The sequence below is a fragment of the Bacillus sp. LBA3-1-1.1 genome (genome assembly GCF_040676495.1).
Lineage (GTDB): Bacteria > Bacillota > Bacilli > Bacillales > Bacillaceae_G > Bacillus_A > Bacillus_A nitratireducens.
This window is the reverse complement of the sequence record NZ_JBEGIB010000011.1, coordinates 46,786-60,028: the sequence shown is the minus strand read 5'-3', so window position 1 is coordinate 60,028 and position 13,243 is coordinate 46,786. Positions and strand designations below refer to the sequence as shown.

General features: G+C 32.2%; 9 protein-coding genes. 7 read left to right on the top strand and 2 right to left on the bottom strand.

Translation table 11 applies throughout. The features are described 5' to 3' along the window. The first annotated feature begins 22 nt into the window (after window positions 1–22). On the top strand, window positions 23–2,806 hold the full coding sequence (locus MRBLBA3_RS10760) for a dynamin family protein (RefSeq protein WP_001235295.1): 2,784 nt from the start codon (window positions 23–25) through the stop codon (window positions 2,804–2,806). 95 nt (window positions 2,807–2,901) lie between these two features. Here the strand turns inward: MRBLBA3_RS10760 and MRBLBA3_RS10755 are convergent, their stop codons facing one another. Together MRBLBA3_RS10755 and MRBLBA3_RS10750 are read right to left on the bottom strand one after the other, a co-directional pair. Beyond that, on the bottom strand, window positions 2,902–4,821 hold the full coding sequence (locus MRBLBA3_RS10755) for an LTA synthase family protein (RefSeq protein ID WP_000791055.1): 1,920 nt from the start codon (window positions 4,819–4,821) through the stop codon (window positions 2,902–2,904). 494 nt (window positions 4,822–5,315) lie between these two features. Further along, on the bottom strand, window positions 5,316–6,653 hold the full coding sequence (locus tag MRBLBA3_RS10750; RefSeq protein WP_000272123.1) for an NAD(P)-binding protein: 1,338 nt from the start codon (window positions 6,651–6,653) through the stop codon (window positions 5,316–5,318). Between the two features lie 560 nt (window positions 6,654–7,213). On the opposite strand from MRBLBA3_RS10750, the gene MRBLBA3_RS10745 reads away from it, so the two are divergent. From MRBLBA3_RS10745 to MRBLBA3_RS10720, 6 genes are all read left to right on the top strand, one after another. Further along, window positions 7,214–8,932 carry a methyl-accepting chemotaxis protein gene (locus tag MRBLBA3_RS10745; RefSeq protein ID WP_000895968.1) on the top strand — a complete coding sequence of 573 codons (1,719 nt, stop codon included), beginning with the start codon at window positions 7,214–7,216 and terminating at the stop codon, window positions 8,930–8,932. Window positions 8,933–9,163: 231 nt separating this feature from the next. Next, a complete protein-coding gene (locus tag MRBLBA3_RS10740) occupies window positions 9,164–10,573 on the top strand; it encodes a glycoside hydrolase family 1 protein (protein ID WP_097810821.1) in 1,410 nt (469 codons plus the stop codon). 30 nt (window positions 10,574–10,603) lie between these two features. After that, complete coding sequence (locus tag MRBLBA3_RS10735) at window positions 10,604–11,311, top strand: GntR family transcriptional regulator (RefSeq protein ID WP_001274915.1); 708 nt, start codon at window positions 10,604–10,606, stop codon at window positions 11,309–11,311. A 195-nt stretch (window positions 11,312–11,506) separates the two neighbouring features. Beyond that, window positions 11,507–11,701 carry a hypothetical protein gene (locus MRBLBA3_RS10730; protein ID WP_000006447.1) on the top strand — a complete coding sequence of 65 codons (195 nt, stop codon included), beginning with the start codon at window positions 11,507–11,509 and terminating at the stop codon, window positions 11,699–11,701. Between the two features lie 32 nt (window positions 11,702–11,733). After that, window positions 11,734–12,414: a bacillithiol biosynthesis deacetylase BshB2 gene (bshB2, locus tag MRBLBA3_RS10725; protein ID WP_000787331.1), complete on the top strand. Its 681-nt coding sequence runs from the start codon at window positions 11,734–11,736 to the stop codon at window positions 12,412–12,414. Next, window positions 12,414–13,211, top strand: coding sequence for an alpha/beta fold hydrolase (locus tag MRBLBA3_RS10720; protein WP_141528887.1), 798 nt, complete (start codon window positions 12,414–12,416; stop codon window positions 13,209–13,211). Before bshB2 ends, MRBLBA3_RS10720 begins: the two co-directional genes overlap by 1 nt. The last annotated feature ends 32 nt before the right edge of the window (window positions 13,212–13,243 follow it).

The following is a 13,243-nucleotide window of genomic DNA, read 5'->3' as shown; positions in this document are numbered from 1 at the left end:
TTGAGATATAGTGGGGGAAAAGATGAGATTAGAAAAACAATTAATAAAAAAGATGTATTATGAAACATTCCTAATGGAGAATGAAACACACCCACCTCTTCAAGTACTTGGAGAAGCTTATGTAAACGAAGAAAAAAATGAGATTTCTGATGGATCTTATATTCGTTTTGCGCAAGGTGAATTTTATTATCACCATCAAGATTTTGAAGCAGCTATTTTTAAATGGGAGAAAGTTAGTAATGAATTCGCGCCATGGGCACAAAAAAATATTGCGGATGCTTACTTCGAACTTAACCAATTATCAGTTGCTGAAAATGTGTATACTTCCATTACTACTGATAACAAAATACTGATGACCGAAATTGTACTGCAATTACTGTCTCTTTACATCGAGCAAAATAATTTTGATTCAGCTTTCGCTGTTATAAAAGAAGCGGTTTCTTTAAATCCCGATTATCCAAACGTCACAACAATTGCACGTTCCTTTTATGAAGAACAGCAAGATTTTGATAGTGCAGTAGAGCTGGCTGTGAACGAGTTAATTCGAACAGAATCTTATCCGTGGTTTGAGGTTCTAAAAGAATATATCGATAAAGGATTTACTAAAAATATTTCACCAGATTATTTTTATAAAGTATTAGTAACATTAAATAATGTAGATCAAGTACAATTTACACAAATAGTTTCATCACTTTGGCGCAGCTATAAAGATGAACAAAATTACTTATTATGGCTTAACACAATAAATGAATTTTTCATACATATCGAAATACGTTCGTCCGATATATGGGACGAAATTTCTTCTCTTTACGAAGAAACATACTTTGAATTAATTCAGGGTCAATATATGCTTAGACAATTACACGATATCATTCCAAATCTGTTAACAAATTGGTTAAAGGTAGTCAATCCCTCTCATGCTGTATTTCCATCTGCAGCAGTATTGGCATGGGATGAGATTTTCCCTTCTAAAATAGATTCAGCGGATATAAAAGATGCGGAAAACCTACTGTCATATTCTATTAATCATGTGAATGGATTAGAGTATAGTTTACATCTTTTTGAATCTATTACATACTGGGCACAAGAATATGATTTAGAAATGGGTCACCGATTTAGCTGGTTAGTTGGCGAGCTTGCAGATTTAAGAACAAATCGCCTATTAGTAACTGGAACTTCAGGAAACGGAAAAGCGTCATTTATTAACTCTATTTTAGGAGAAAATATATTAGAAAACTCAATCTCAAATGTAGTTGTTTTTAAAAATGACGCTTATACAGAAATTAACGCTATAACAGATTCGGAAATTACAACAACTGAGAATTTTTCTGATTTCCATAACATGATGGCAGTGCACCGTCAAACATATAGAGATAGAGCATGTGTTGAATTTAAGTTACCATGCAGATTTTTAAGTAAAAATAAACTTACATTCGTTGTTACACCTAGCTTTAATAGGAACAATGATGCGAGAGATGAGGTGTTTGAATATTTAAATTCTGTAGATGAATTGTTATTCGTATTGAATGCGGATTCACCTTTTACTGACAAAGAACGTGACATTCTATTAAGTATCCAAGAACATACACCAAATCTACAAGTTCATTTTTTATTAAATAAAATCGATAACATTTACAATGAAGCAGAAGCAAAAAGAGTTATACAAGATACGCAAGTGAGAATTAACACATATTTCCCTAGTGCAAGAGTTTTCCCTTATTCTTCGTTATATACAAATAGTAAACAACTAAACGATTTAACTGAGTTTATTCATTTTAACTTTAACTATAAAAATATCGATGCAGAACGTACTGAAAAGCTATTGTTTTTCATTCGAAAAACAATTACATATCTTTTGGATAAACGCGTCGAGAGGGAAAAAAATCTAGTGGATTCTATTAATTGGAATGAAGATATGTTAGTTAAACTTAATGGTTGTATTAATAACCTTACTGCTTTTGAGAAGGAAAAAATTCATTTAATTACAGAATCATATCGTACGATGAAAAACGAAATTACTAATGATCTTACAGAACATATTCCGAAACTATTGAAGAGTTGTTCCGATTTAATTAGTGAAGAAAGCGATTTTAGTCACATTGATATTGAACTAAACACAGCGATGAATGGAAGAGTGCAACAATATCTAGAACAAACTGTATTACCTAATCTTGCTCGCTCTATGCAAAATTGGATTGCGACCTCTAATAATGAGCTCCTTCAAAGTCAATTGTACTTAGAAGAAACCAGTGAAGGACTTAATTCTTTATTTGGAGAAAATCGAATACAGTTAGAATGTGACTTTAAAGTAATTGATGACTGGCGCAGAGATACTGATAGAATGACAACTAGAATACAAATGGAAGAAGTAAATATTTTACGCCGATTTACGCCAGCACAATTTTTACTGAAAAGTGCCGGTAAATTATTTGGAGTTCTTCCTAAAAATAAAGCTATGCTATATAACAAATACAAACAGTATTTAGAAAATGAAGATTATACCGATGTAACGGCTTCTATTATGAAGAAGTTTTTCTTGCAATTTGAGCTGTTTGAAAACACACAAGAGCGGGATATTAATATGTTCTTTAGAAATCCATTTGGTGCGTTGGAACAAGCTATAGAAAACACTCATTTAGAAATAAAAGAAAAACAAGATAAATTGCATAAAATGAAATCAAACCCTGAAGTTTACCATGATCCTATAAAGCTCTTTGAATTGAGATTACGTCAATGTGAAGTAATTTTAAATATAGGTGATGATAATACCTATACAGATGTAACTTTAGAAACAAGCATAGAATAAAAGTAAAATATATCAGTTTTTTTATATGAAATTGCACCATGTGTTATAAGGAAAGGGAGCAACTTTTAATAAGTTGCTCCCTTTCCTTATATAGATTACTTTTCAGTCTCTTTAATTTTAGTTTTTACTTCTCCAGTTTTAATTTTATTACTTTCTGAGAAACGTAATAAATCGCCTTCAATAATTTTGTCAGACATTCGTAACTCATTTTGTGCACGGTTAATGAGTGCTTGTGCTTCTTTTTTTGGTAAATCTACAATTTCACCTGTTATGCGGTCATAGAAAGTATTGTTTGTGTATGCATACTTGTCTGTAATAAAGCTACCATCACGTAAAACAACAAAACCGGTATATTCATCTGAAAACATATCATGGCCAAAACGGATATCGTTAGTAGTATCAATCCCTAATAAATTTAGAATAGTAGGTTTCATATCGATTTGTCCCGTAGGCTTTGAAATAGTTTGACCTTCTGTTTGGCCAGGGATATGAATATATAAAGGTGTGCGTTGTAAATTTAAAGTATCAAATTCTGTTATTTGATCTTTTTCTAAAAACTGTGCCATTGCGCGATTATGTTTTTCAGAAATGCCATAATGATCACCGTATAACACAATAATAGAATCATCATACATTCCCTCGGCTTTTAGACGCTCAATAAATTTTTTAATTGATTCGTCTAAGTAACGTGCTGTTACGATATAACGATCAAATACGCCATTACCAGAGTTGTATGGTTCAATGAATTTTGTATCTTCATCATACGTAAATGGATAATGATTTGTTAAAGTAAGGAAACGAGCATAAAATGGTTGATCAACAGTTTTTAATATATCTACTGATTGATCAAAGTATTCAATATCTTTTAATCCCCAATTTAAATTTGTTTCGGGTGTAATTTTGTAATCAAGTTCATTATAGTAACGATCATAACCAAGAGCAGAGTACATGATATTACGATTCCAAAATGTTGCGTTATTCGCATGGAATACAGAAGTGAAATAGCCTTGCTGACGTAAAATTTCTGGAGTCGCAGTATAATCGTTGTTACCGTGCGTGAAGAATACAGCTCCTCGATTTAATGGATACAACGATGTATCTATTAGAAATTCAGAATCTGATGTTTTTCCTTGCCCAGTTTGGTGGAAAAAGTTATCAAAGTAATAGCTTTCATTTATGAATTCATTCAAGAACGGTGTAACTTCTTGGCCATTGACGGATGCACCTATTAAAAAGGTTTGCAAGGATTCAAGAGTAACGACAATTACGTTTTTTCCTTTCGCTGCACCAAACATATTAGGATTTGGTTCACTTTGGTTTGCTTTTACGTAGTTTTCAGTTTCTTGTAATTTACTACTATCTGCAAGTGCCTTTTGGGATCCTGCTTTTACTTGTAGTGTTAAATCATATACTTGATGAGTGTATAGTCCTAAATTTTTCACAAGCATTACGCGGTCGAAGGATCTCGTTAATAATTCAGGTCGCTCTTTTTCTGCAAGATGTAGATTCGCAAAAAATACACCAATCGTTAAAAGAAAATATAATAAGCGTGCAGAATGAGTTACACGTTCTGTTTTAAAGACTATTGCTTTCTTTTTTAATAAAATAAAGAAGAAAATAATGTCTACGAATGCGAGTATAATTTTGTAGTTCAATATTTCTATAATACTGCCGCCTAATTGGCCAAAGTTTGATGTTTGTCCAAGTACTGGTAACGTAACGAAATCATTATAAAAATCATAGAACATTACATTCCCAACAAGTACGATTGTTAATAAGAGATTAATACATAGCGCTATATAATTTCTCTTTTCACCGGTTGCAAATAATGCTAATCCAACAAATGCTAACGATGCAGCGAGAGGGCTAATAAACAAAATAAGTTCTTGTGTAGAAGACTCAATTTTTAAATCAAAACTGAATCGCGTAATAAGATATGTTTTTAACCATACTGCTAAAGCAATTATTAAAACAAAGCTTATATTTTGCATTTGTAAATTTATTTTATTCTTCATTTTTACACCTTCTTTTTAGAGTTTATTTAACTAAGGTTATATATTATATTTTTATAACTATTAGAGTGTGGTGAACCATTTAGATTATATTTTTCTAAAGGTAATATTTTGAAGTATTCATATACATACAATGGAGAATTTTAAAGCGAAGTAACATACATCTAATTTTTTTAGAAACAGAGCAGAAAAAGTCATAGTCGTAGTAAAAAATACTTATAGACATCCTAACATATTAAACACTACGGCGATGTTACAAAATATCGAACAAATAAAAGTGAAAATGAATAGAGACTTGTAAAACTATTGACATTCAATTTGTTAGAATTGAATGTCAATAGTTTTACATACATGGTTATATTAAATATGTATCTTGTAAAATCTCGATTCTTTGTGGGTTAATCAGTAGCGCGGGAATGATTTCATTCATGTTATTACTACATAAGTAAAGTACTGGTGAAACTCAAAATATTTGATTGGTATCTAAATTATAGCAATTAAATGTCAGACAAGTATTTTCCAACATACAGACCACTTGCAGCTGCTTGAGATAATGAATGAGTGACGCCTGAACAATCTCCAATTAAAAATAGCCCATTTATACTTGTTTCAAAATGGTTATTGATTTTTATTGTAGGAGCGTAAAACTTGCCATCAATTCCATATAATAAAGTATCTTGATCGATAGGTTCTTGGATAAATTGTTCTAAACGTAATAAAAATTTTTTGAGTCCTTCAATATATAATGGAGGAATTTCTTTATTCAAGTCTCCATAATCTCCGTGTAGTGTAGGCTGTATACGATTATGTTTCATGGTGTTCTCCGCTGTAGGCTGTTTCTTTATTAAGTCCTCTAAACGCTGTATAACAATCCGATCTCGTCCTTGGTTAATGTTTTTAATAATTGAACTTGCGTATACATTTGCTTCTCTGAGAGTTGGAAAATAGCGCGGGATAAATAAAGTGAAATTTAAGTTAGAAGTGCCAGTTTCTTGCTCTCGGAAATTTTGACCGTCAGGCATAATCAAGCCGTCTTCGTACTTTCGAATAATGCGTCCTTTTGGATTCATACAGTAAGTAGTAGCCGTGAAAAGTTCATGCTCATAAGAAAGTTTTGTCTCAAATGTATCTTTTAATATAGAACGTAATTGGTGTTCTTTCATCTCTACTCTAATACCTAAATCTACACGAGTTTGCTCTTGAGAAATATTTAGAGAAGTGCACATTTCTTTTAACCAATCCGCTCCGGAACGTCCTGTTGCAAATACGATTTGCTTAGATTGAACTATTCCTTGATTGGTATCTATTTTAAAATGATTTTTCTGTTTCATGATATGCTCTACATCTATATGAAATTGGATATCTATTTTCGTAAGTAAAAATTCATAGAGCTGCTGAAAAATGTTACGGGAAAGTGTAGTACCAAGATGTCTTACTTCGGTTGTTAGCATTTGTAAACCACACGCTTCAGCTCTCTTAGTGAGATTTAGATTTTCTGTAGAATATTTTGAAACTGAACTTCCGCCAAACTGACATAGAATTTCATCTACTTCATCCATGAGTTGTATAAAGCCTTCTTTACCTACCTTTTGCTCAAGTCCGCCTCCAAAACCGTTTGTGTAATTAAATTTCCCTTCAGATTTTCCTAAACCACCAAACCCGAAATATTTATCACATGCAGTACAGTTACATATTTCCCCTTGTTCTAAAGAGCAATTTCGATGTTCTAACGGTTTACCTTTATCAAGAATTAAAACCTTTTTGTTGCTTTTGGCTAGTGTATAAGCCATAAAAATGCTACTCACTCCAGCACCGATAATGGTAATGTCATACATATTTTTTCACCTGCTAACGAATAGTTTGTTTTTTATTTTCTTAGTGTATAACACTTTTAGGAAGTTAAGAAATAGCTTTTATTAATAAAGAGGGCATTTTTGAACTTGATGCTTTTTTAATTTCTCCGAGTAGTGGAGTAAATACAAATGTTTTTATTTGAAAGAAGAAATAGTTTTAATTGATCACTGTGTCATATGATTAATAAAATCTTACATATAAAAAAACAGACCTTTTAAGTGAAGAGGTCTGTTAATGATTTCAAATCTTATTTAGCGAAGACTTGGTTACCGATTCTCTATCAAGAAGTTATAAGTACTAATAAGTCACTTTAATTTTCAACATAATTTCATAGAAACAATGTAACTCTATTAAAAGTCTTGTAGAATTCCCATAAGGCCTTTTAGTATTTGTTATTATGAGAATCAAAGTTCTTTGAATAGGTTTATATAGTTAATATAATAATTTAATACAATTATAAGATTGATACGAAAAATGTCGATTAATGTCGATTATTGTTGTAAAATAAAACGTATAAATATAATATATAGATGAGGTGTAAATGTTGTTTTTTATTAAAAATAGTAAAATTGGAACGAAATTAAATGTGTTAGTCATTATATCGAGTTTGGCTTGTATCATGTTATCTGCACTGGGGTTTTTAGGGCTTCAAAAAGGTGAAAATACATCTTCTAGTATGTATGACGAAAGGCTATTACCAATTCAATGGATAGGAATTGTAGAATCAAATTTTTACCATGCTAATATGAATTTTATGGAGATTATGATATCGAAAGATGAAAATAGAATGAAAGAACTAATAACAGAAATAGATAAGACTAGGAAAGAAAGTGAGGAGTTATTAAAACAATTTGAAACTAGAATTAGTTCTCATAAAGAAAAGGACTTGTATAATGCATTTCAAGGTCAATTCAAAGATTTAAGAATACAAATGAAGAAAGCACAGGACTTGGGACTGACTAATAATGAAGAAGCGTATAGCTATTATTTAAAAGAAATTGAACCTAATATGGGGAAAACAATTCAGTCTATTCGTGAACTTATTGTACATAATAATACCGCGGCTGAACAACTACAAAAAGAGAATATTAATAGTGTGAAAAATACAATAATAACATTTGTAATTATTTCATTTGTTGGAATCATAATAATCATTTTTATTGGTTTTATAATAAAAAATGCTATAAAAAAACCAATTGTATTATTACAAAAAGATATGGAACGAGTATCTGCTGGAGATTTAACAATTCGAACTTCTTATAAATCCGAGAACGAATTAGGCCGTATGGTACAATCCTTTAATAGTATGTTAGATAACTTGCAACAATTAATCGGTCAGGTGAAGGCTACAGCGAAAGAAGTAATTACTTCAACTGAAAATATGCTACAAGAGACAAAAACGGCAGCACATATATCAAACGAGGTTGTTCGAACTACTTCTGAAGTAAATAAAGAAATAGAGGGACAAGTGACTAGTATTCAAGAAAGTTCAACTTCGATGGAAGAAATTGCAACTGGAGTTCAAACAGTAGCTGAATCTTCAGCGATGGTTGCTGAAGTTGCTGTTGCAACAATAGACCAAGCAAATTTTGGTAGTGAAGTTATAAAACAATCTATTCGTCAAATGAATAGTGTGAATGAAGTTGTCGAAGAAACTTCTAAGGTCATTGATAGACTTGTTACGCGTACACAACAAATTGAAGAAGCGCTAGATATTATTACTAATATTGCGGAACAAACGAATTTACTTGCTTTAAATGCAGCAATTGAGGCAGCACGCGCCGGAGAAAATGGAAAAGGATTTGCAGTAGTTGCAGCTGAAGTAAGAGGTCTGGCGGAGAAATCTAAAACATCTGTAAATGATATAAATAATTTATTACGTTTTATACATCAAGATACACAGGATACAGTTCATGTAATGAAAAAAGGTCAACAACAGGCTAGTGGTGGTAAAGAAGCAGTACATAAGGCAGAAATCGCATTTTCATCTATTATGCAAGATATTAATAGAATAACGTCCCAAATTCAAGAAGTGTCTGCTGCCACAGAAGAAATGTCTGCTGGGACAGAAGAAGTGAATGCCTCTTTATCAATAGTTTCTGAAACTGCAACACAAGTCGCACAAGAAACGAATCGAACGGTACAATCAATTCAAGCACAAGCCACATTGATTCAAGAAATAACGACGAAATCTAATGAAATGAAAAAGAAAGTCGAAAATTTAGAAATGCTAATTTCACAATTCATTATTGAAGAATAAGTCTGTTAACATTTATCATTAGTAAAAACTTTAAGATACTCAATATAGTGCTGCGTTGCACAATTTGAAAAGGACCTTCATAGGTTCTTTTTTTTATAAATGGTGTGAATGCTATGTTTAATTATAGTGAAAAGCAGAAACTTATTATATAATAAATATTTAAATTTATACCTATAAATTTTATATGTAATAATGAATTTGATTTATTCTAATGAAACGGAGGTATATATTATGAAGTTTCCACATGATTTTTTATTCGGGGCTGCTTCAGCTTCTTATCAAGTAGAAGGTGCATGGAATGAAGATGGAAAAGGTGTTACGAATTGGGATGAGTTTTCAAAAATCCCTGGCAAAACATACAATGGAACAAATGGTGATGTAGCTGTTGATCATTATCATCGATATAAAGAAGATGTTCGTTTAATGGCTGAGATGGGATTAGAATCGTATCGTTTTTCTATTTCTTGGGCGAGAATATTGCCGACTGGAGATGGAGAGGTAAATGAAAAAGGAATAGAATTTTATAACAACTTAATTGATGAATGTTTAAAATACGGGATTGTACCGTTTGTCACTTTATATCATTGGGATTTACCGTTACCTTTAGAAAAAGACGGTGGATGGATGAATAAAAGAACAGCAGAAGCTTTCGTAAAGTACGCAGAGATTTGCTTTAAGGCGTTTGGTGATAGAGTGAAACATTGGATTACTTTTAATGAGACAGTGATGTTTTGTGGATTAGGGTACTTAAAAGGTGCACATCCACCAGGAATACAAAATGATGTTTCAAAGTATTTTCAAGCGACTCATTATGTATTTTATGCACATGCAAAAACAGTTGCAGTGTACAAGCGGTTGAAACAATATGGAGAGATTGGTATCACGCATGTTTTCTTGCCTGCTTATAGTGTGGATAATCAAAAAGAAAATATACTAGCAGCAAATCATGCGAATGAATATGAAACGTATTGGTACTATGATCCAGTTTTAAAGGGTGAGTATCCGTCTTATGTTGTACAGCAATTAAAGGAAAAAGGATGGACTCCTAATTGGACGGGTGAAGAATTAGAAATCATTAAACAAAATGCCGGGAAAAATGATTTTATTGGCTTGAATTATTATCAACCGATACGAGTGGAAAGATATGATATGGATCTAAAGAATGAAGAACATTCTCGAGAAAACTCAACACTTGCTCCAGGTAATCCTTCTTTTGATGGTTTTTATCGAACAGTTAAAATGGATGATAAAACATATACAAAATGGGGATGGGAAATATCTCCCGAAGGTTTCTTAGATGGATTGCATATGTTGAAAGCACGTTACGGTGACATAAAGATGTATGTAACGGAAAATGGACTTGGTGATGAAGATCCAATCATTGACGGAGAAATTGTAGATGTTCCGAGAATTAAATTTATTGAAGAACATTTAAAAGTAATGAAGCGTGCAATTCAAGAGGGAATTAATTTAAAAGGTTATTATGCATGGTCTGTTATTGATTTATTAAGTTGGCTAAATGGATATAAAAAGCAATATGGCTTTATTTTTGTCGATCATAATGATAACTTAAAACGTAAGAAAAAACTTTCGTTTCATTGGTATAAGCATGTGATCGAAACGAGAGGAGAAGAGTTATAATAGATAAAAGAGTATTTTAGGAGAAAGTGTATGAGTGCAAAGTATAAACAAATTGCAGATGTGTTAGAGCAAAATATTCGAGATGGGCTTTTTAATGAAACGAAAAAACTACCTACAGAAGAAGCGTTGATGAATCGATTTGAAGTAAGCCGTAATACGATACGTAAAGTAATTAGTCAGCTTGTGAATAGAGGCTATATTTTTCAAGTGCAAGGTAGTGGGATGTTTTTACGCGAAACTTCTGTAACAGATTACATTAATTTAGGAAGTTTACGTGGATTAACGAAAAACCTCGTTTCACAAAACATTGAAACGAAAGTGTTAGAGCTTGAAGTAATAGATGCGGACGAAGAGATAGCAAAGCGGATGCAATGTGAAATTGGAACTAGGTTATATTTCTTGAAGCGCTTAAGAATTGTAGATGGGAAACCATTCTCTATTGAAGTAAGTTATTTCAAAAAAGATATCATTCCTTATTTGAATGAAGAAATAGCATTAAGCTCTGTATACAGTTATTTCATTGAAGATTTACGATTAAATATTGGCTTTGCCGATAAAGTTATTAGTTGTGAAAAAATAAATAAAGAAAATGCAAAGCTTTTAGAACTAAATGAAGGTGATCCAGCACTTCTTATTGAAAATACAGTTTATCTTGTAAATGGAACAATTTTCGAGCTATCTCAATCAATGTTTCATTATGAAAAGACCAAACTTTTAAATCGAATTAATTTTAATTGAAAATGAATATAAGTAGCCTTGTAAAAAAAGCAACTGGTCCTAAGTGAGCAGTTGCTTTTTATTTTTAAAGTGGATGAGTAAAAAAACACAAAAGTGGTTGGTCCGTTTTTTACAAACTTCTATTATGATAAGAGAAGAAAGGTAGTATTTTATTCATGCTTTAAAATAGACTGGCCTTAGAGAGGTGAAAAGACAATGAGTTTTGCGATTTCACTAGTTATTATTATTGTAGTTGTATCACTATTTGGGACCGTACTAGTCGCACGAAATGTAGAAGATAATTACGGTAAGTCTACAAAGAGGAATGTAAAAAACTTATCTGCTATCTATATCATTCTTCTTTTAGGACTTCTTGTGGGAGTTACTTGGTATGCGGTCGTTATTTTATAGAGTTTGTATATGATGAAGGAGTTAATGCATTGATGAAAAATGAGCGCCATGTTTTAGTTGTTTTCCCGCATCCAGATGATGAGTCGTATTGTGTGGCTGGCACAATTTTGGCTTATACTGAGCAGAAAGTCCCTCTTACCTATGTTTGCTTAACACTTGGTGAAATGGGGAGAGCGATGGGGAATCCACCTTTTGCAACTCGTGAATCTTTATATACTATTAGAGAGAAAGAGTTAAAGCGAGCTACAAATATTTTAGGGATTGAAGATTTACGTATGATGGGATATCGTGATAAAACTCTTGAATTTGAAGAGCCTGGAAAATTAAGAAGCTTGATTCAAAACTGTATTGAAGAATTGAATCCTTCTGTAGTTATTTCTTTCTATCCTGGGTATGCAGTTCATCCAGATCACGATGCAACAGGGGAAGCGGTAGTAGAGGCGTTAGCTAATATTTCGGAAAGTAAACGACCAGCCTTTTATGCTGTAGCTTTTTCGAAAAATCATGAAGACGAAATAGGACCTCCAGATTTTAAAAATGAAGTAAAAAAATATGTTCCGAAAAAATTGGAAGCATTACGAGCACATGCATCACAATTTACAGCTAAAGTGGATGAGCTGGAAAGAGAGTATGAAGACGGTATTTCAGACACAGTTGAGTGGTTAGAAAAAGAACCGTTTTGGATATATTCATTCAAAGATAAAAATATGTGATGCTACATCTGAAGGTGATGAATATGTATTTTGAATATAAGAATCGAAAGGTTTTTTACAATATAGAAGGATCGGGGCCTGTCATATTGTTTTTACATGGTCTTGGAGGAAATTCGAATAATTGGTTATACCAAAGAAAATACTTCAAGGAAAGATGGACAGTAATCTCACTCGATTTACCTGGACATGGGAAATCCGAAGGGATTGAAATTACTTTTAAAGAATATTCAAATGTTTTATATGAGTTATGTAATCATTTAAAGCTAAAATCAGTAACAATTTGCGGTCTATCAAAAGGAGCTAGAGTCGGTATCGATTTTGCCATTCAATATCCAAGTTTTGTTTCTAGCTTAATTGTTGTAAATGCATTTCCCTATTTAGAACCGGCAGATCGTAAAGAACGACTTGAAGTATATGATTTACTTAGCTTGCATGATAAAGGGAAAACTTGGGCGGATACGTTATTGAGAGCGATGGGAGTAGAAGATAATGATGCGATTGTCCGAGGATTTCATCAATCCCTACAAACTATTCATCCGATGCATATTCAAAGGCTATTTACTGAATTAGTTGATTACGATCAAAGACCATACCTCTCTAACATTACATGTCCTGTATTAATAATACGAGGAGAGAATGATTATTTTGTTCCAGAAAAGTATGTGAGAGAATTTGAAAAACACCTGAGAAACGTGACGTTCGTTGAGTTGAAAAATAGTGGGCATTTGCCTTATTTAGAACAGCCGACTAATTTTAATGTGACGGTTGAGGTATTTTTAAACCATGTGCTTGATTAATACCATTTTTACAGTGAATACTGTTGTTAATG

Bases quoted from the DNA above. Each gene is read 5' to 3' on its own strand.
- MRBLBA3_RS10760 (WP_001235295.1), top strand. From the start codon at position 23: ATGAGATTAGAAAAACAATTAATAAAAAAGATGTATTATGAAACATTC.
- MRBLBA3_RS10755 (WP_000791055.1), bottom strand. From the start codon at position 4,821: ATGAAGAATAAAATAAATTTACAAATGCAAAATATAAGCTTTGTTTTA.
- MRBLBA3_RS10750 (WP_000272123.1), bottom strand. From the start codon at position 6,653: ATGTATGACATTACCATTATCGGTGCTGGAGTGAGTAGCATTTTTATG.
- MRBLBA3_RS10745 (WP_000895968.1), top strand. From the start codon at position 7,214: ATGTTGTTTTTTATTAAAAATAGTAAAATTGGAACGAAATTAAATGTG.
- MRBLBA3_RS10740 (WP_097810821.1), top strand. From the start codon at position 9,164: ATGAAGTTTCCACATGATTTTTTATTCGGGGCTGCTTCAGCTTCTTAT.
- MRBLBA3_RS10735 (WP_001274915.1), top strand. From the start codon at position 10,604: ATGAGTGCAAAGTATAAACAAATTGCAGATGTGTTAGAGCAAAATATT.
- MRBLBA3_RS10730 (WP_000006447.1), top strand. From the start codon at position 11,507: ATGAGTTTTGCGATTTCACTAGTTATTATTATTGTAGTTGTATCACTA.
- bshB2 (WP_000787331.1), top strand. From the start codon at position 11,734: ATGAAAAATGAGCGCCATGTTTTAGTTGTTTTCCCGCATCCAGATGAT.
- MRBLBA3_RS10720 (WP_141528887.1), top strand. From the start codon at position 12,414: ATGCTACATCTGAAGGTGATGAATATGTATTTTGAATATAAGAATCGA.